Annotated in this window: 18 protein-coding genes; 9 read left to right on the top strand and 9 right to left on the bottom strand. The window is 65.1% G+C overall.

Annotation, left to right across the window (positions count from 1 at the left end):
* The first annotated feature begins 156 nt into the window (after positions 1–156).
* From QUV21_RS13420 to QUV21_RS13410, 3 genes are read left to right on the top strand one after another with little or no spacing between them, the layout of a single operon-like run.
* The gene (locus QUV21_RS13420) at positions 157–888 is read left to right on the top strand and encodes an ABC transporter ATP-binding protein (protein ID WP_300855625.1); all 732 of its coding nucleotides are present in this window, start codon (positions 157–159) and stop codon (positions 886–888) included.
* Positions 863–1,462: a CbiQ family ECF transporter T component gene (locus QUV21_RS13415; RefSeq protein ID WP_300855624.1), complete on the top strand. Its 600-nt coding sequence runs from the start codon at positions 863–865 to the stop codon at positions 1,460–1,462. The genes QUV21_RS13420 and QUV21_RS13415 overlap by 26 nt, the downstream gene beginning before the upstream one ends.
* 25 nt (positions 1,463–1,487) lie before the next feature.
* On the top strand, positions 1,488–2,030 hold the full coding sequence (locus QUV21_RS13410; protein WP_300855623.1) for a biotin transporter BioY: 543 nt from the start codon (positions 1,488–1,490) through the stop codon (positions 2,028–2,030).
* On the opposite strand, the gene QUV21_RS13405 is transcribed toward QUV21_RS13410, so the two are convergent.
* The 4 genes from QUV21_RS13405 to metF form a co-directional block, all read right to left on the bottom strand.
* Positions 2,019–3,092 (bottom strand): thiolase family protein, encoded by a 1,074-nt coding sequence (locus QUV21_RS13405; protein WP_300855622.1) that lies wholly within the window; start codon positions 3,090–3,092, stop codon positions 2,019–2,021. The genes QUV21_RS13410 and QUV21_RS13405 overlap by 12 nt on opposite strands.
* On the bottom strand, positions 3,080–4,237 hold the full coding sequence (locus QUV21_RS13400) for an AMP-binding protein (protein ID WP_300855621.1): 1,158 nt from the start codon (positions 4,235–4,237) through the stop codon (positions 3,080–3,082). Before QUV21_RS13400 ends, QUV21_RS13405 begins: the two co-directional genes overlap by 13 nt.
* A complete protein-coding gene (gene aroQ, locus QUV21_RS13395) occupies positions 4,234–4,674 on the bottom strand; it encodes a type II 3-dehydroquinate dehydratase (protein WP_300855620.1) in 441 nt (146 codons plus the stop codon). Before aroQ ends, QUV21_RS13400 begins: the two co-directional genes overlap by 4 nt.
* A 153-nt stretch (positions 4,675–4,827) precedes the next feature.
* The gene (gene metF, locus QUV21_RS13390) at positions 4,828–5,694 is read right to left on the bottom strand and encodes a methylenetetrahydrofolate reductase [NAD(P)H] (RefSeq protein WP_300855619.1); all 867 of its coding nucleotides are present in this window, start codon (positions 5,692–5,694) and stop codon (positions 4,828–4,830) included.
* Between the two features lie 86 nt (positions 5,695–5,780).
* On the opposite strand from metF, the gene QUV21_RS13385 reads away from it, so the two are divergent.
* Positions 5,781–6,689 (top strand): LysR family transcriptional regulator, encoded by a 909-nt coding sequence (locus QUV21_RS13385; protein ID WP_300855617.1) that lies wholly within the window; start codon positions 5,781–5,783, stop codon positions 6,687–6,689.
* Positions 6,690–6,922: 233 nt separating this feature from the next.
* Here QUV21_RS13385 and QUV21_RS13380 read toward each other — a convergent pair whose 3' ends face one another.
* The gene (locus tag QUV21_RS13380) at positions 6,923–8,683 is read right to left on the bottom strand and encodes a monovalent cation:proton antiporter-2 (CPA2) family protein (RefSeq protein WP_300855615.1); all 1,761 of its coding nucleotides are present in this window, start codon (positions 8,681–8,683) and stop codon (positions 6,923–6,925) included.
* Between the two features lie 261 nt (positions 8,684–8,944).
* Here QUV21_RS13380 and QUV21_RS13375 point away from each other — a divergent pair, with 261 nt between their 5' ends.
* Together QUV21_RS13375 and QUV21_RS13370 are read left to right on the top strand one after the other, a co-directional pair.
* The gene (locus tag QUV21_RS13375; RefSeq protein WP_300855614.1) at positions 8,945–9,370 is read left to right on the top strand and encodes a L,D-transpeptidase; all 426 of its coding nucleotides are present in this window, start codon (positions 8,945–8,947) and stop codon (positions 9,368–9,370) included.
* Positions 9,371–9,461: 91 nt separating this feature from the next.
* Positions 9,462–10,247 carry an inositol monophosphatase family protein gene (locus QUV21_RS13370; protein WP_300855612.1) on the top strand — a complete coding sequence of 262 codons (786 nt, stop codon included), beginning with the start codon at positions 9,462–9,464 and terminating at the stop codon, positions 10,245–10,247.
* A gap of 30 nt (positions 10,248–10,277) precedes the next feature.
* Here the strand turns inward: QUV21_RS13370 and QUV21_RS13365 are convergent, their stop codons facing one another.
* Entirely contained in the window at positions 10,278–11,024 is a 747-nt protein-coding gene (locus QUV21_RS13365) for a rhomboid family intramembrane serine protease (RefSeq protein WP_300855610.1), read from the bottom strand.
* Positions 11,025–11,056: 32 nt separating this feature from the next.
* Positions 11,057–14,506 (bottom strand): bifunctional proline dehydrogenase/L-glutamate gamma-semialdehyde dehydrogenase PutA, encoded by a 3,450-nt coding sequence (gene putA / locus QUV21_RS13360; RefSeq protein ID WP_300855608.1) that lies wholly within the window; start codon positions 14,504–14,506, stop codon positions 11,057–11,059.
* A gap of 105 nt (positions 14,507–14,611) precedes the next feature.
* Between putA and QUV21_RS13355 the strand changes: the two genes are divergently transcribed.
* The gene (locus QUV21_RS13355; RefSeq protein ID WP_300855606.1) at positions 14,612–15,073 is read left to right on the top strand and encodes an Lrp/AsnC ligand binding domain-containing protein; all 462 of its coding nucleotides are present in this window, start codon (positions 14,612–14,614) and stop codon (positions 15,071–15,073) included.
* 51 nt (positions 15,074–15,124) lie between these two features.
* Positions 15,125–15,457, top strand: a complete 333-nt coding sequence (locus QUV21_RS13350; RefSeq protein ID WP_366908035.1) for a DoxX protein — start codon at positions 15,125–15,127, stop codon at positions 15,455–15,457.
* A 73-nt stretch (positions 15,458–15,530) separates the two neighbouring features.
* On the opposite strand, the gene QUV21_RS13345 is transcribed toward QUV21_RS13350, so the two are convergent.
* Positions 15,531–15,656, bottom strand: coding sequence for a hypothetical protein (locus tag QUV21_RS13345; RefSeq protein WP_300855604.1), 126 nt, complete (start codon positions 15,654–15,656; stop codon positions 15,531–15,533).
* Positions 15,657–15,824: 168 nt separating this feature from the next.
* Between QUV21_RS13345 and QUV21_RS13340 the strand changes: the two genes are divergently transcribed.
* Positions 15,825–16,943 (top strand): aromatic ring-hydroxylating dioxygenase subunit alpha, encoded by a 1,119-nt coding sequence (locus QUV21_RS13340; RefSeq protein WP_300855603.1) that lies wholly within the window; start codon positions 15,825–15,827, stop codon positions 16,941–16,943.
* 31 nt (positions 16,944–16,974) lie between these two features.
* Here the strand turns inward: QUV21_RS13340 and QUV21_RS13335 are convergent, their stop codons facing one another.
* Positions 16,975–18,165, bottom strand: a complete 1,191-nt coding sequence (locus tag QUV21_RS13335) for an efflux RND transporter periplasmic adaptor subunit (RefSeq protein WP_300855602.1) — start codon at positions 18,163–18,165, stop codon at positions 16,975–16,977.
* Between the last annotated feature and the right edge of the window lies 1 nt (position 18,166).

The raw sequence follows: 18,166 nt of genomic DNA, 5'->3' as shown, positions 1-18,166 counted from the left end.
CCTTGCGGAGCCTGAATCATGCCGCAAGCGCAAGTTCAATGGGTCCTGACCCTAGGCTGGGAGCGGGCGCTGCGGCAGCATTTCCTTTTCCGGCGGACCCCTTCCCTGCCGGGGATGCAGAGGCTAGAAGGGCGGCCAATCTGCACAAGGCCAGCCATGCCCGACCTTTCGCCCGGCATCACTCTTTCTTCTGCCAGTGTTCGGCTTGGCGGGCGCCTGGTGCTTGATGGGTTGTCTCTTGTCCTGACCGAGGGCCGGATCGGCATCCTTGGCCGCAACGGGTCTGGCAAGACCACCCTTTTGCGCCTTCTGGCCGGGCTGATCGCGCCTGACAGCGGACAGGTCCGCCTTGACGGCTTTGATCCCCACAGTGACCGCAAGGCCGCCCTTGGCGCCATCGGCATCCTGTTTCAGAACCCCGACCACCAGATCCTGTTCCCAACGGTCGAGGAAGAGCTGGCCTTTGGTCTGGCCCAGCAGGGCTTGGCCCAACCGCAAGCGCTGGCCCGCGCCGGGGCCGTCCTTGCGGCTGAAGGCCGTGCGCATTGGGCCAAGGCCCCGGTCTCGACCCTGTCCCAAGGTCAGCGGCACTATCTGTGCCTTCTGGCCGTGCTGCTGATGCACCCCCGGACGATCCTGCTGGACGAACCCCTTGCCGGGCTGGACCTGCCGACCCAGACCCGCCTTGCCCGCCGCTTTGCCGCCCTGCCGCAGCGGCTGATCACCATCACCCATGACCCCGCCACCCTTGCCACGGCTGACCGGGTGCTGTGGCTGGAAGCTGGCCGGATCGCCGCCGACGGGCCGCCCGACAGGGTGCTTCCCGCCTTCATTGCCGAGATGGCCCGGATCGGAGAGCAGGATGCTGACGCTGACCTCACCGGTTGAGATCTGGGCGCATCGGCTACCTGCCGGGCTGAAGCTGGCAGCACTTGCGCTGGCGACGATGGGGCTTTTTGCGCTGAAGTCCCCCCTGCCACTTGCCGCCGCCGCCACGGCTACGGCGGTACTTTTCGCCACGGGCGGCGCGCGATTTGCGACCACCGGACTGCGCCTGTTGCGCCCGCTTTGGCCCTTTGTAGTGATTGTCGGCCTTTGGCATCTGTGGACTGCCGACATCTTCGGCGGCGCGGCCATCCTGTTGCGCCTGCTGACCGCCGTGGCGCTGGCCAACCTTGTCACCATGACCACCCGGCTTTCCGACATGATCGCGGTGTTCCAGACCCTTGCCCGCCCGCTGCGTCCGATTGGACTGTCGCCCCGCCGCCTTGCGCTTGCCATGGCACTGGTGATCCGCTTCATCCCGGTGATGCTGGACCGGCTGACCCAGATTTCCGAGGCATGGTCCGCCCGGTCCCGCCGCCGTCCGCGCTGGCGTGTGCTGGTGCCAGCCACCCTTGCCGCCCTTGACGATGCCGACCGCGCCGCCGAAGCCTTGCGCGCCCGGGGCGGGGCTGGTTAAACGGCGCGAGCAAACGGGGGATCCCATGGAACGCAACCTGACCCACATCGCCCTTTTCGCGGCCCTGATCGCGGTGCTTGGCCTGATCCCGCGGATCGACCTTGCCGCTGGCGTGCCGATCACCGCGCAATCGCTGGGCATCATGCTGTGCGGCACCGTGCTTGGTGCCAGACGCGGGGCTTTGGCGGTTTTGCTGTTTCTTGCCCTTGTTGCCGCCGGCCTGCCCCTTCTGTCAGGCGGGCGCGGTGGCCTTGGCGTCTTTGCCGGGCCTTCGGTCGGCTTCCTTGTCGGCTTTCCCATCGCCGCTTTCGTGGCGGGCTGGGTGATGGAGCGGACGACACTTGCCCCCGGCATTGCCGCTGGCGCCGCATCCGTCATCGGCGGGATCGGGGTGCTTTACGTCTTCGGGATTGCCGGTATGGCGATCACGCTGGACAAGACGCTGTCCGAAGCCGCCTTCCTTGGCATGGCCTTCCTGCCGGGCGACGTGTTGAAAGCGGTGCTGGCCGGGCTGATCACCCAAAGCCTTGCCCGGATGCGCCCCGCCTCGCTTTTGTCACGGGCCTGAGGCTTCGACCCAAAGCGCCGTCCCGATCCCCCCGGCAGAGGCGATGGTGGCAAGCCCCCGCCCCTGTTGCAGGCCGTGAAACAACCGCACCGCCAGAATCGCGCCCGAGGCACCGATGGGATGGCCACGCGCCAAGGCCCCGCCACCGGAGTTGACCAGCGCGGGGTCTATCGCTGCGCCTTCGACCACCGCGATGGCCTGCACGGCATAGGCCTCCATCACCTCGACCATGGTCAGGGGTGTGCGGTCCCAGACCCGCGCGATGGCCGCCAGCGGCGCAAGGCCCGGCTCTACGGGGTTGGCACCGACCGTTGCCCCGCCAAGGATTGCCAGCCCCCGCCCTTTTGCCACCCGGTCTGACACCACAAGACACACCGCCGCCGCATCTGCCGCAACCGCCGCTGTGGCCGCCGTGACGCTGCCCGACACGACCGGCGCGCGGGCCAGAAGGCCCGGGGTCAGGCGGCGCGCAAAGGCGTCACGCGTGACGTCGGCCACAGCGACAATCTCGGCGGAGTGGTCTGCTTTCAATGCCTTGGCATGGCTTTCTGCCGCCCATGCCTCTTGCCTGTCCCGGCTGATCCCCAAGCGCTGCGCCAGCGCCTCGGCGGCGTCAGCCATGCCGGGATCGCGGTCTGGCCATGGGGTGAAGGGGGACTGGTCATAGGCCATGGGCGCCCCGCCATCAGGATCAGTCGCCAACCGCAAGGGACGGCGAGAATAGCTTTCGACACCCCCCGCCAACACCACATCCGCAGCGCCGCTGTCCACCAGCGCCCGGGCCAGCAAGATCGCATCCAGCCCCCCCGCGCATTGCCGGTCCAAGGTCAGCCCCGCCACATGTTCGGGCAGCCCCGCCGCCAACGCGACTCGCCGCGCCGGATTGCCCCCAGCGCCAAGCGCGTTGGACAAGATCACCTCATCTACCCGGTCCGCGCCGATCCCGGCATCCGCCAGACAGGCCAGCAGGACAGGCGCGGCCAGAGCCTCGATCGACAGCCGCGCGAACGCCCCGCCACGCGGCACCACAGCCGTTCTGCGGGCGGCAATCAGATGGGCCATTGCAACTGCACCTCCAGCGCCCGAAGGTCAGTCTTGCCAGAGGGCAGGCTTGGCCAGTCCTGAAGCCAGATCAAAGTCTTGGGCGCCTTCAGCGCCCCAAGCTGGCGGCGCAGGGCGGTCAGGATATCGGCCTCGGTGGCCCGATTGCCCTGCACCATCGCGACCAGCACAGTGCCACGCAACCCGTCCCGCACTGGCAGGACAGCGGCGCGGGTGATACCGGGCAGCGCTTGCATGAAGGCCTCGATTTCTTCGGGAAAGACGTTTTGATCGGCCACCGTCACCATCCGCCCCGCGCGGCCATGAAGATACAGAAATCCGCCCTCCATCCGCCCGATCTCGCCCACGGAAAGCCAACCATCTCGCCAGCGGCCTGACCCCGCGCTGCCAACGTAGCCGATGAAAAGATAGGGGCTGTTCACCCAGATTTCACCGCCCGGATCGACCAGAACCTTGACCCCCGGATACGGCCGCCCGACCGACCCTTCCGGCGTCGCCTCATCGGCAAGGGTGATGAAACTTGCCTCGGCGGCACCGTAGAATTCACGCAAGCGTGCGCCGGGGGCCATGGCGCGCACCGCCGCGCGCAAGGCCGGGTCCAGCTTCGAGCCGCCCACCAGCACCAGCCGCAGATCGGGGCAAGGCCCCTGCCCCTGAGCCAGCAGACGCAACTGGGCGGGCGTGGCGTAAAGATGCGTGATCCCCTTGTCCGCCAAGGCCTTGCGCTGCCTGTCGGGGCGCAGACTGTCCAGCAGATGCACCTCTGCCCCCAGATGCAGACCCTCGACCGCGCCGTAAAGCGACAGCGAATGGACCAGCCGCCCCAGCACCGCAACCCGCGCCCCCGGGCCGATGCCGAAAGCCGCGTTCACGGTGAAACTGGCCACCCAAGAGCCTTGCGACCGCAAGATCCGGCGTGGCTGGCCGGTGGAGCCGGAGGTCAGCGTTTCAAAGACCGGGGTATCGGTCGGCGCGGGCGCGGGCTGATCCATGGCCCCAAGGCGAAAGGCCGTCAAACCAATGGCTTGCGCCAGACCCTCTGCCCCGTCGGCCAGGACCGGGCCAAGGGGCGGCTGCGCGCAAACCTCAGACCCGGCCCCGCCAAACAGCCGTGCTTGGGGATGCCAGCGAAACCTTTCGGTCATGCGTTCAGAAGCGTCGCCATCCGCCGCAGCGCCAACAGGTAGCCTTCGGTGCCGAACCCCGCGATCACCCCATCAGCGCGGGCCGACACATAGGAGTGGTGCCGGAACGATTCGCGCTTGTGGATGTTGGAGATATGCACCTCCAGCACCGGGCCGTCATAGGCGTTCAGCGCATCGAGAATTGCGATCGAGGTATGGGAATAGGCCCCCGGATTGATGATGATCCCGGCCGAGGAGCCGCGCGCCTCGTGGATCCAGTCAACCAGCTGACCCTCGTGGTTCGATTGCAGCGCGCGCAGGCGCAGGCCAAGGTCTTCCGCCAGATCGGCGGTCTTGGCGGCCACATCCTCGAGCGTCTCTCGCCCATAGATTTCTGGCTGGCGCAGGCCAAGCAAGTTGAGGTTGGGGCCGTTCAGAAGGGTGACGAGCCTGGTCATGATGGTCCTGTGCCGGTCCTGCAAATGCGCCCTCAGACATTAGCTGATGTGGGCGGGGGGGCAAGCATCAGGAAAAATGGCGGCCTTCCGAGCCTGCTGGGGACAGTTCGGAAGGCCGCCCAGGGAGACGACGTTGACGACAAGCGTCTGAATTCAGGCGACCTTTTCCAGAACAACCTCTGGCGTGATCCCAAGGGCGCGCACCACCTCTCGCGTCAGATGCGGGCGGTTCAGGGTGTAAAAGTGCAGATCTTCAACCCCGCCCTCGATCAGGCGGTCGCAAAGCGCGGTGCAATGGGTCAGGGCCAGAAGCTCTTCGCGGCCATCGCGGGCGGCGGTGGTAAAGGCCTCATCCAGCTTGGCCGGAACCTGCGTGCCGCAGCGGTGGGCAAACTTCCTGGCCCCCTCCCAGCTGGTAATCGGCAGGATGCCGGGGATGATCGGCGCGGTGATCCCGGCTTTTGCGCAGGCATCGCGGAAGCGAAAGAAGGTGTCAGCGTTGAAGAAGAACTGGGTGATGGCCGATGATGCGCCCGCGTCGATCTTGCGCTTCAGCCATGTCACATCGGCGGAGCTGTCGGCCGCATCGGGGTGCGGTTCGGGATAGGCGCCGACGCGGATCTTGAACTTGCCGGTTTTCGCCAGCTTTTCAACCAGTTCGACCGAATTTGCAAACCCCAGTGGATGCGGCACAAACCGCTGCGCGCCTTTCGGGGCATCGCCGCGCAGGGCGACGATTTCGGTTACGCCAGCGGCGGCATAGGCTTCGGCGATGGACAGCGTTTCGGTCTGGGTAGCGTCAACGCAAGTCAGATGCGCGGCAACAGGCAGGCCGTAGTTGCGGTGGATGGTCGAAACCGCCTCGTGCGTCAGGGTGCGGGTCGTGCCACCCGCGCCGTAAGTCACGGAAACAAATGAAGGTTTCATCGGGGCGAGCGCCTGCACCGTTTCCCACAGCCGGAATGAGCCATCCAGCGATTGCGGCGGGAAGAATTCAAAGCTGATGCGGGGTGTGGTCATGGTGGTCTCCTTCATTGCCCCTCTTGTTTCAGATTCCCCTATGTGAGACCAATTCATAGTTTTCACGTTCTTCATGAGGTTCATTCATGTATGTCGAGCTGCGCCACCTGCGCACCATCCGCGCGATTCAGCAGGCCGGGGGGCTGGCGCGGGCGGCTGAAGTGCTGAACATGACCCAGTCGGCGCTGAGCCATCAGGTCAAGGGGCTGGAAGATCAGGCCGGGATGGAACTGTTCGTGCGGCGGTCCAAGCCGATGCGGTTGTCAGCCGCCGGACACAGGATGTTGCGTGCGGCCGAACGTATCCTGCCAGAGATAGACGCGATGGAGGAGGAGTTTCGGGCGCTTCGGGCGGGAAGAACCGGGCGTTTGCACATCGCGATTGAGTGTCATGCCTGCTTTGACTGGCTGTTCCCGGTGCTGGAGATGTTCCGCCATGCCTGGCCCGAGATTGACGTGGACATCCGCGCGGGCCTCGCGTTCGAGGCTTTGGCGGCACTTAACCGCGAGGATGTGGATCTGGTGATCAGTTCCGACCGGGAACCGCCACCGGGAATCCTGTTCAATCCGCTGTTTGATTACCATCCGACATTCGTGGCCTCGTCGCAGAATCCGCTGGCCGAACAGCCATTCATCACGGCGGAAGACTTCCGCGATCAGGTGCTGATCACCTACCCGGTAAGCCGCGACAAGCTTGATATCTTTACCGAAATCCTGACACCTGCGAAGGTGGAACCCCGCGCGCAGCGCACGGCGGAACTCACGGCGGTGATCCTGATGCTGGTTGGATCAAACCGGGGCGTGGCGGTTTTGCCGGACTGGGTGATGCGGGAAGTGAGGTCGAATGCGGACTATGTGACGCGGCCCTTGGGTCCGGAACCGGTGTTGAAGCGGATGTACGCGGCGACAAGGGTCGAGGATGCGGGGAAGGCCTATATGGCGCATTTTCTGCGGCTGGCGCGCAGCGAGCCGGTGAAATTGCAGCGGGGCGGCTAAGTCCCTGCGGTCGCTGGGGTAATCGGTGGATTTTGTCAGCTTTCTCACGTCTTTTACCGGTCTTTCCTGCGTCTTCCTTCCGTCTCTACGCCCGGCGGGAAAAGCCACGGTTAACCTTTGTCGACGAGTCGGCTTTCCGGTGGCCCCGTCCCACCCTTTCCCTCCCCAACGACGGGGGGAGCGAAGCGCCCGGCTTTCGGTGCAGGCGCCCTTCGGGTGCCTTGGCTGACAATCTAGCCCGAGTTTTCCACCGCCATTCCGGCATTGCCCAGCATCAGGTTGCGGCCGGCGTAGATATCTCCAGCCAGTTGCAGCGCGAAGCGGTCGGCGTCTCGGAGGCGCACTTCCGCTACGGTCGCCACGACGCGTTCCTCCTCTGCCCCAAGATGGCGGAGAAGATGCGCGCCCATCGACAGGGCCGATTCAAATGTCTCGCGCACCGGGGCATCGACGCCTGCCTTGATCAATTCGATGGAGTGGCGGCGATCAAAGCTGCGGGCGAAGACTGGTATCAGGGGACATTCCTCATGCAGCAGTTGGGCGATGCGGGTCGCGGCACCGGGGTTGTCGATGGCGATGACCACGGCGCGGGCATGCGTGGCCCCGGCGGCATGCAAGATATCCAGCCGCGTGCCATCACCGAAATAGACCTTGAAGCCAAAGTCGCGCGCGGTGGTGATCGCGGTGGGGTCGGTGTCGATGATCGTCAGGCGGTGGCCCATCTGCAAAAGCGGCTGGGTGACGACCTGACCGAAACGGCCAAAGCCGATCAGAAGGACCGCCGCGCCATCATCTTCCGGCGCGGGAAAACCATCGGCTGAAACCGCAGGCTTTGGCATCAACCGGTCATGCAGGATGATGAAAAGCGGCGTCATGACCATCGACAGGATGATGATCGCGGTCAGGGTGGCGTTTTCTTCCGCGTTGATCAGGCCGACCGAAAGCGCTGCGGCGTAAAGGACAAAGGCAAACTCACCCCCTTGCGCCATCAGCACAAGGCGTTCCACCGCCTCGCGGTGCGAGGCCTTGAAGGCGCGGGCGACGGCGTAAATGGCAAGCATCTTCAGCACGGTAAGGGCCACGACGGAAATCAGGATCAGCTGCCAGTTGCGGGCAACGACCGACAGGTCCAGCGCCATGCCCACGGCAAGGAAGAACAGGCCAAGAAGAAGGCCGCGAAACGGTTCCACATCCGCCTCAAGCTGGTGGCGGTAGGAGGAGGTGGACAAAAGCACCCCTGCCAGAAACGCCCCCATCGCAGCGGAAAGCCCGCCGACCTGCATCCAGAGCGCGGCACCCAGCACGATCAGAAGCGCGGCGGCGGTCATCACCTCACGCGCTTGCGCCGCAGCAAGCAGCGCAAAGACCGGGTTCAGAAGATAGCGCCCGGCAAGGATCAGCGCGGCGATGGCGCCAAGGCCGACCGCAATGCCAGTAGCCCGGTCGGCAAGGGTGACGGCCTCTCCGCCCGGGGCAAGAAAGGCGACCATCGCCAGAAGCGGGACAATCGCAAGGTCTTCCAGGAGCAGGATAGAGACGATCCGCTGCCCCTTTGGTGCGGAGATATCGCCCCGTTCTTCAAGCATCTGCATGACGATGGCGGTAGAAGTCAGCACAAAGCCGGTGCCAGCCACCAGCGCGGGCGCAAACGGGTAGCCAAGCGCAAGGCCGACCAGCGACAGGAGGCCCATCGACAGAAGCACCTGCGCCAGACCAAGGCCAAAGATATCGCGCCGCATCGACCACAGGCGCGAAGGCTGCATTTCCAGCCCGATGATGAAGAGAAACATCACGACGCCAAGTTCGGCCACATGCAGGATCGCCATCGGATCGGAAAAGAGGCCCGCCCCGAACGGCCCGATCGCCAGACCGGCGGCAAGGTAGCCAAGGACAGAGCCAAGCCCGGCCCGCTTGAACAAAGGCACAGCCACCACGGCGGCCCCAAGCAGAGTCACAATGGCGGGGAGATCGACGCCTGCGCTTTCGGTGGCCATGAGCTTTCCTTCCTTGCCGGCAAGGGTGAAGGCACGCGGGTCCGTTGGCAAGCGCCGGGGATGCGAAACCCCGTTTCGGTCTGCGCAGGTCCAGTGTGCGGCCATTGTATAGCCTTCCAGATATGCCGGACCAGGGTCACCGATGCGCCGCCCAAAATGGTCTGCTTGGCTATGACATGACCCCAGCTCAGCAGATTTTCGTTGACTCGCGCGCGGTTGCTGAAATCCTGACAGGATTGAACACTGAATTCGGAGGTGTGCATGCGCAGGTATTTCGCTGCGTTGGCTTTGGGGGCGGCGCTGGTGGTGCCGGGAGCGGCGCTGGCCGACCGGGTGGTCGCCCGCGTCTCGATCTCGACCCAGACGATGAAAGTCTACCACGAAGGGCGGCATCTGTTCACATGGGAGGTGTCGACGGCCAAGTCGGGAAAGATTACGCCCACAGGAGTTTATGCGCCCGAGTTTCTGTCACGCCACCACCGGTCAAGGCGCTACAACAACGCGCCGATGCCGTTTGCGATCTTTTATGACGGTCATTACGCGATCCATGGCACCGACCAGATCAAGGGGCTGGGGCGGCCTGCGTCAAACGGCTGCGTGCGGCTGCATCCCGACAATGCCGCGATCCTGTTCCAGATGGTGAAGGCCGAGGGAATGGCAAACATGCGGGTCGAGATCGTCCAGTAGCCCCGCGCCTCTTTCTTTCCCGCGCGCGACCCCCTATAGAGCCGGGCTTGAACTGCGCCCCATGGCGGGCGGCACGCTTGGGAGCGGATTGATGCAAGGCTCGGCCAACCTAAACCTGATGATCAAGGCCGCGCGCAAGGCCGGTCGTTCGCTGGTCAAGGACTTCCGCGAGGTGGAGAACCTTCAGGTCTCGACCAAGGGGCCGGGAGATTTCGTCAGCCGCGCCGACCGTGAGGCCGAACGGCTGATCAAGGAGGAACTGCTGGGCGGGCGGCCGACCTATGGCTGGCTGGGCGAGGAAACCGGGGCTACGGCAGGGGCAGACCCGACCCGGCGCTGGCTTGTGGATCCGTTGGACGGGACCACGAACTTTCTGCACGGGATGCCGCATTGGGCGGTGTCGATCGCGCTGGAACACAAGGGCGAGATCGTGTCAGCCGTGGTCTATGACCCGGCCAAGGACGAGATGTTCTGGGCGGAAAAGGGCGCAGGCTGCTGGCTGAACGACAACCGCCGCCTGCGGGTGTCGGGCCGCCGCGCGATGCATGAGGCGGTGTTTGCCACCGGCGTGCCGTTCGGGGCGAAATCCACCCTGCCCGCGACCTTGCAGGATCTGGCGCGCCTGATGCCGGGCTGCGCAGGGGTTCGGCGCTGGGGGGCGGCGGCACTTGACCTTGCCTATGTGGCGGCTGGCCGGTTCGACGGTTATTGGGAGCGTGAGCTTTCCGCATGGGACGTGGCGGCGGGCATCCTGCTGGTCAAGGAAGCTGGCGGGCTGGTCGAAGGCCTGCGCAAGGGCAGTGACCCGCTGGATGGCGCGCTGATTGCCGGGAACGACGGGTTGTTCGACGCGTTTTCCGGCGTGATCCGGGGCTGATCGGGGTCAGGATCGACTCCTCGTGGTCCGCTAGTTCTTGCGGCGAGGGATCAGCGGCACGTTGGAGCGGGCGGCCGCAAAATGCGTTTCGGGATGCGGCGGATGGCCTTTGGTGGCCTGCCAGAACCCTACCGCCCCACGTTTCAGCCAGACCGGCAGCGTCAGCACCAGTCCGGCGATGAACCCTCCCGCATGCGCCCAATAGGCAACGCCCCCGGCATCGCCGGGCGTGGAGAGGCCAGAGAATATCTGGATCGCGAACCACAGCCCAAGCACGATCCACGCCGGAATTGCGAAGATGCGGATGAAGATGACGATGATCACCAGGACATCGACCTTCGCGCGCGGAAACAGCAAGAGATACCCCCCCATCACCCCGGCAATCGCGCCTGATGCCCCGACCATCGGGATGTCTGAGCCAAGGTCGGCAAAGGTTTGCAGTCCAGCCGCAGCCAGCCCGGCGGCAAGGTAGAACAGCAGGAAGCGGAAGTGGCCGAACTCTTCCTCCAGATTGTCGCCGTAGATCCAGAGAAACAACATGTTGCCGGCCAGATGCATCCAGCCTCCATGCAAGAACATCGAGGTCACGAAGGTCTCATACCCGCCACCGGCCATGATGCGGGCAGGAACAAGGCCCCATTCAAAGAAGAAGAACTGAAGCTGGTAGTCGTTCTTCCCCAGAAAATAGCCAAGGAAAACCATGATGTTGATCGCGATCAGGACGATCGTGACATAGGGCGCCTTGCCCGAAGGGTTGTGATCGCGGATCGGAAACATCGGCTACAGGGTTTCCGATCCGCGAGGGGCCGTCAAGCGTCGGCCACAGCGGCCAACAGTTGCGCGTTGCCACCCGAGGCGGTGGTATCGATGCAAAGGTGCCGCTCAAGGCTGGCGTGGCCCAGATCCGGCGCGCCGATCAGGGGCAGGATCGGACCGGGGCGTTCGGCAAGCGCCTTGGCATAGGCGCGGCCCGGGTCTGCATCCCCCCACCACAGCGCACCTGAAAATCCAGCCAATGTGGTCAGCGCTTGCGGATCAAGCCCCGGGGCCTCGACGGCATGGCCGCCTAGTTTGCGCACCCGTTCGGCCTGTTCCAGTGCCGCCGCCCGGCCCGGACCAAGGCACAGAAGCGGGGCGCGCGGGGTCAGCGTCAGGCGGTTGGATTCGCCGGTCGGGCCGGGAAGGTCATGCGTGACCGCCGCCAGCACAGGCCATGGCGCGGTCAGGGCGCGGGCGATGTCCTTGGAAGTGGAGGTCGCGTCATCGGGCGTCGCGGCGGGCAGGCTGGCTGCGGTGAAGCGGGTCAGGTAATGCGGGCCGCCGGCCTTTGGGCCTGTGCCGGAAAGCCCTTCACCGCCAAAGGGTTGGCTTCCAACCACAGCGCCAATCTGGTTTCGGTTGACGTAGGTGTTTCCGACGTGCAGCCCTTCGACAATGCGCTGCACCCGGTCATCGATGCGCGAATGAAGGCCAAAGGTCAGCCCATAGCCGGTGGCGTTGATTGTGGCGATGACCGCGTCGATCTCGCTCGCCTTGAAGGTGGCGATGTGCAGGACCGGGCCAAAGATTTCGCGCGGCATGTCCTGAATACCCCGGACCGACAGAACGGTGGGCGCGATGAACGTCCCCCCGGTCGGGGCGGCAAGTTCCTTCAACACGCGGCCATCGCTGCGGGCGGCATCGACATAGGCGCGGATACCGGCCTGGGCTTCGGCGTCGATCACCGGGCCTACGTCGGTGGCAAGGTGCCACGGGTCGCCAAGGGAAAGGTCGTCCATCGCGCCGAACAGCATTTCGGTAACGGTGGCGGCCACGTCTTCCTGAACATAAAGGCAGCGGAGCGCCGAACAGCGCTGGCCCGCCGACTGGAAGGCCGAGGCGAGGATATCGCGCACCGCCTGTTCCGGCAGGGCGGTCGAATCCACCAGCATCGCGTTAAGGCCGCCAGTTTCGGCGATCAGCGGGGCGGTCGGGTCCATATGGTCGGCCATGGCGCGGCGGATGGCTTGGGCGGTGGCGGTCGATCCGGTGAAGGCCACGCCATTGACGCGTGGGTCGCGGGTCAGGGCGGCACCGATGCTGCCATTGCCCGGCAGAAGTTGCAGGGCAGTGGCGGGGACGCCGGCGGCGTGCAGATGGTCAACAGCGAGGGTCGCGATCAGCGGGGTCTGCTCGGCGGGTTTGGCAAGGACCGCGTTCCCGGCGGCGAGTGCGGCACCAATCTGGCCGCAGAAGATGGCGAGCGGGAAATTCCAGGGGCTGATGCAGGCAAAGACACCCCGGGCAGGGTTTTGCAGGCCGGTCGCCCCGGCGGCGTAGTAGCGCAGGAAATCCACCGCCTCGCGCAGTTCGGCGATGGCGTCGGCTAGGGTCTTGCCTGCCTCACGCGCCAGAAGGGCAAAGATGCGGCCGAAATCGGCCTCCAGCCGGTCAGCGGCGCGGTTGAGAACTTCGGCACGTTCCGGCGCGGCGGCAGACCACGGCTCGGCCAGCCGCAGCGCGGTGTCGACGTCGGGATGCCCGGCAGTCAGCACATGGCCGACCAGCGCGCCGGTGGCAGGGTTCAGGACCGCAAGGCGCGGACCTCCGACAGCACGCCCGGCAATGCGGGGGGCGACGTCGGTCTGGCTGTCGGCATGGGGCGCGCGGGCGGCCTCGATCGCGGCAAGATCGGCGGTGTCGGTCAGATCCCAGCCTTTTGCGTTCTTGCGCGGGGCAAAGAGGGTGGGGCCGGTGGCAAGCGCCGGGCTGGGGATGGCAGTCAGGCCGTCCACCGCCGTCAGCGGGCAGGCGGCCACTTGCACAGGGGTAACGTCCTCATCGACGATCTGGTTGACGAAGCTGGAATTCGCGCCGTTCTCCAGCAGGCGGCGGACGAGATAGGCCAGAAGGTCACGATGCGCGCCGACGGGGGCGTAGATCCGGCAGCGGGTGGATTGGTCGGTCAACACGAGGTCATGCAGCCGCTCACCCATGCCGTGCAGGCGCTGGAATTCGTAATCCAGCGGCGTGACACCGATCTCTTCGGCCAGATGCAGGATGGCGGCGACGGTATGGGCGTTGTGGGTGGCGAATTGGGGGTAGATCCGGTCGGTCAAAGACAGCAGCTTGCGGGCGTTGGCGATGTAGCTGACATCGGTCGATTGCTTGCGGGTGAAGACCGGGAACGAGGTCAGGCCCAGAACCTGTGCGCGCTTTACCTCGGCGTCCCAATAGGCGCCTTTGACAAGGCGGATCATGATCTTGCGGTCAAGCCTTGTGGCAAGGGCGTGCAGCCAGTCGATCACCGCCCCTGCCCTGCGGCCATAGGCCTGCACGACGACGCCAAACCCGTCCCAGCCTTTGAGTGCGGGGTCCGAAAGCGTGGCCTCGATCACTTCAAGGGAAAGGGCAAGGCGGTCGGCTTCCTCGGCGTCGATGTTGAAGCCAAGACCCGCCGCCTTCGCCAGTGAGGCAAGGGCGCGGACGCGGGGGACCAGTTCCTCCATCACCCTTTCGCGCTTGGCGACCTCATAGCGCGGGTGCAGCGCCGAGAGTTTGACCGAGATGCCGGGATTGGTGCGGATATCGTTGCCCTTGGCGGCGCGGGCGATGGCGGTGATCGCGCGGGAATAGCTGAGGTGATAGCGTCGGGCGTCGGCTTCGGTGCGCGCGGCCTCGCCCAGCATGTCGTAACTGTAGGTGTAGCCTTTGGCTTCCAGTTCCTGCGCGCGGTCCATCGCCTTGTCGATGGTTTCACCCAGGACGAAGTTGCGACCCATTTCCTTCATCGCGCGGGACACGGCGGTGCGGATCACCGGTTCGCCCAGACGTTTGACGGCGGCACGGAGGTGGCGGGTGATGCCGCCCTCATGGTCGTCCAGAACCTTGCCGGTCAGCATCAGGGCCCAGGTCGAGGCGTTCACCAGGCTTGAGGCGGATTTGCCCAGATGGCGGCCCCAGTCGGAGGGGGCGATCTTGTCTTCGATCAGCGCGTCCATCGTCTCGGCGTCCGGCACGCGCAAAAGCGCCTCGGCCAGACACATGAGCGCGATGCCTTCATCGGTGGACAGACCGTATTCCGCAAGGAATACTTCCATCATCCCCGGTTTGGCACTGGCGCGGATGCGGGTCACAAGATCGGCCCCGGCGGCGGTGATCTTGGCCCGGGCGGCGGTATCAAGCGCCGCTTCGGCCGTCAGACGACGGACAAGGCCCGTCTCATCGGCAAGCGCGGCGGTTTCGATCACGGACCAGGCGGCAATGGAATCTGTGGACATCAAGCACCTCTGACTTTCCGCCCAGCATATACCCAAAATGACAGGCTGTTTTCCTGAAAGTTTCCTGATATGCAGGCGAATGAATGGAATTTCGGGAGAAAGCGCATGTCAGTCGACCGTGCCGACCTGGACCGTTTCGATCTGGCGATCCTGCGGATCCTGCAAACCGATGGCCGAATTTCGGCTGTGGAACTGGCCCGCCGCATCGGGCTGTCCAAATCGCCGACGCAAGCGCGGATGAAACGGCTGGAGGAGTTGCGGTTCATCACCGGCTATCGCGCGATCCTTGACCCGATTCGCATGGGTCAGGCACATGTTGCCTTTGTGGAAGTCCGGTTGTCGGACACCCGCGAAGCCGCGCTGAGCGCCTTCAACCGCGCGGTGCTTTCAGTACCAGAGGTTGAACAGTGTCACATGATGGCCTCCAGCTTCGACTATCTGCTGAAGGTGCGTACTGCTGACATCCAGTCCTATCGCCGGGTGCTGGGCGAAGTCATCTCGGCCTTGCCGCATGTCGCATCAACGTCGACCTATGTCGCGATGGAGGCGGTGAAGGAAGTGTTCTGATCTGCAGCTTCCGGCGCGCGCCCGCGTCGTTGCGGGCAAAGGGAGATGCAGATGGACATGGTTGGCCGCATCCTGCTTGCGGCGCTGTTTGCGGCGGGGGCGCTTCAGAAGGCCCTTGCCCCGGAAGCGGCGCAAGGCCTGCTGGCGGGGGCTGGTGCGCCGGTCTGGCTGGTCTGGCCAGCATTGGCCCTGAACGCCGCGCTGGCGGCCGGGCTGATCTGGCCACCGACTGTGCGCGCGGCGGCCCTGATTGCAGCAGTTTATTGCATTATCACAAGTATTTTTCACTTTTTGCCGGCGGACGGCTGGCAAATGTCGATTTTTGTAAAGAACTGGGCCATCGCCGGGGGTCTTCTGGTGCTGGCCGCAGCGCGAAAGGCCTGACGGCCAGCCGGGAACGCCCAACTGCTGAAGCCCGTCCGCTGACCCTTGGCTGATGCCGCTTGGCCGCTGTCGTTCAGTCCTTCGGTTTGCCGGACGAGATTGTCACCCTTGCATTGGTCGAAGCCACAGAGACGGCGGGTTTCGCGGTCTCTTTCTTTGGCTTCTTCACTTCCTTGCGCTTGTTCATGCCCTTGGCCATGGCCGGGTTCCCCTTGGTTGACGGCCCCGAACGGGCCTCGCGGCGGACCCTACGCCCTTGCCCTGCACTTTGCACGGTCATTTGCAGATCGGGCGCTGGTCGGGTGCTGGTCGGGCTTGCCAGTCTGGTAGTCCGGCCGCAAACTCCGGTTGTGAAGGGGAGCCGCCAATGAGCCTTGACCGCACCGAGATTGAAGCCGCCACCCAGCCCCTGAACCGGGCGCGGTCGATGCCTGCCGGGTTTTACACCGACCCGGCGATCTTTGCGGCGGAACGCGAACGGGTGTTCCTGAAGCACTGGTTCTTCCTGACCCGGGCCGAAGAATTGCAGAACCCCGGCGACTTCCGCGCCTTTGACAGCCCCGGCGGGCCCATCGTGCTGATCCGGGGAAATGACGGACAATTGCGCTGCTTTGCCAACTACTGCCGGCATCGCGGGTCGATCCTTCTGGAAGGGTCGGGCAATGTCGGCGGCCGAATCACCTGCCCCTATCACGCGTGGAGCTACCTGAACGACGGCCGCCTTTATGGCTGCCCGGACATGAAGGACGCCGAAGGCTTCGACAAGGTGGAGAACGGGTTGGTGGCGCTGGATCTTGACCAGTGGGAGGGGTTTGTCTTTGCGCGTTTCACCAAGGACGGGCCTACGCTGCTGGAGCATCTGGGGGATTTCCCCGCCCGCATGGCCAGCCACAAGCTGGGCGACATGCGCTGCACCTGGCGGATCACGCTGGATGTGGCCTGCAACTGGAAACTGATCCTCGAAAACGCGGTCGAGACCTATCATACCGGGATCGTCCACAAGAACACCGTGGGGGCGCAGCAATCGCGGTCGCCGCAGACGCAAGGGAACTGGATCTGTATTCAGGTGATCTCGGGCCGGTCGATTGCCACGCTGACCGATGAGGTGCCGCCGTTCGACCCGATCATGGGGCTGGATGAGAATGCGCGGCAAGGCACCTATTTCACGGTGGTCATGCCCACGGTGCAATTTGCCGTCGCGCAGGATTGTCTGTGGTGGCTGAACACCATCCCGGTCAGTGAAAACCGCACACTGCTGGAGGTGGGCGGCTGTTTTCCCGAAAGCCGGTTGCCACTGGCCGATTTTGACTGGCGCGCGGCCCCCTATTATGACCGCTGGGAACGCGTCGCGCGCGAGGATATGGGGATCTTGGAAAAGCAGCAGCGGGCGCTGGGGTCAGCGCTTTACCGGCCCGGGCCGCTGTCGTGGCGTGATGACATGGTGCAGGCGATGGGCGTCTGGGTGATGGACCGGCTGGGGCTTTAAGCGTCTGGCACCCCGGGCCAGCGGGCCAGGATCATTGCGGGGTTGATACTGGGACAACCGCCCCCCCATTTGCCACCCGGTCGCTGGGGTGCAGGATCACCACGTCGCCCTGCCCCAATCCGCCCAGCACTTGCGCAAAATCCCCGTTGCGCTCGCCAAGGGTGATGGTCCGCAACCGGGCGGTGCCGTCGGTGACCACAAAGGTCGCCCAGTCGGACCCGTCCCGAAAGAGCGCCCCGACCGGGATCGACAGCACATCCTCGCCCTGCCAGACCGCGATGTGGGCGATGACGCGAAAGCCGTGGCCCAGCGCCTGCCAGTCAGCGGGATCGCCGGTCAGGCGCAGGATCACCTCGACCCGCTGTTCATCGATCCCCAAGGCCGAGACGCGGGTTCTGGCGGAAGGCTCGATCCTTTCGACCTCGGCCAGGAGGTCCGGCCCGCCCCAGCCGGTGACGCGGGCTTCGGCTCCTTCCTGCACGCGGACGGCATCGCGCGACAGAAGGTTGACAGCGATTTCCAGATTGCCCGGATTGCCGATTTCAAGGATCGGGGTGCCGGGCAGGACGACCTGTTCATCCTCGGTCAGCACCCGCAGCACCCGGCCAGACACAGGGGCGGCAAGTTCGACGCAGCAGGTGTCGGCACCATTCGGACCCGAGGTGTCCAGAACCGCGCGGGCGCTTTCAAGCTCGCGTTCGCGCACCGACAGGTTGGCGCGAGCGCTGTCATGGGCGGCCTGTGCGGTGCGTTGTTCAAGGACGGCATTGTCGTAGAAGCGCTTGGAAATGGTCGCGCTTTCGAAAAGACGCCGAGATCGTTCCGCCTCGGATGTCATGAACTCCAGCGCGGCCTCGGCTTGTGCGACCTGTGCCTTGGCCAGATCGACCGCCGATTGCGCCGCCGAGACCGTTGCCTGCGCCACGGCCCGCGCCCTTGCGTCCAGAAGCGCCGGGGCGGCAGGTCCGATCACCGCCACCACCGTTTTCCCGGCCTCTACCCGGTCACCGGCATGCAGGCCGATGCGCTGCAATTTGCCCCCGATCGTGGCCGAGATGGTAAAGACCTCGCGGATGCGGGCGATGCCTTCTTCCTCGACCGCGACCTCGATCGTGCGGGGGGCTATGGTGGCCACCTCGACCGGGACCGGTTGCGGCAGGAAGGCCCAGATCACAAGCCCGGTAAGGGCTGCGGCGGCAAGGATGGGTATCAGGCGGCGCATG

Origin of the sequence: Tabrizicola sp., assembly GCF_030373185.1 — a bacterium.
GTDB lineage: Bacteria > Pseudomonadota > Alphaproteobacteria > Rhodobacterales > Rhodobacteraceae > Tabrizicola.
Note: the sequence above shows the minus strand (reverse complement) of the source record. Positions and strands in the feature narration are given on the sequence as shown.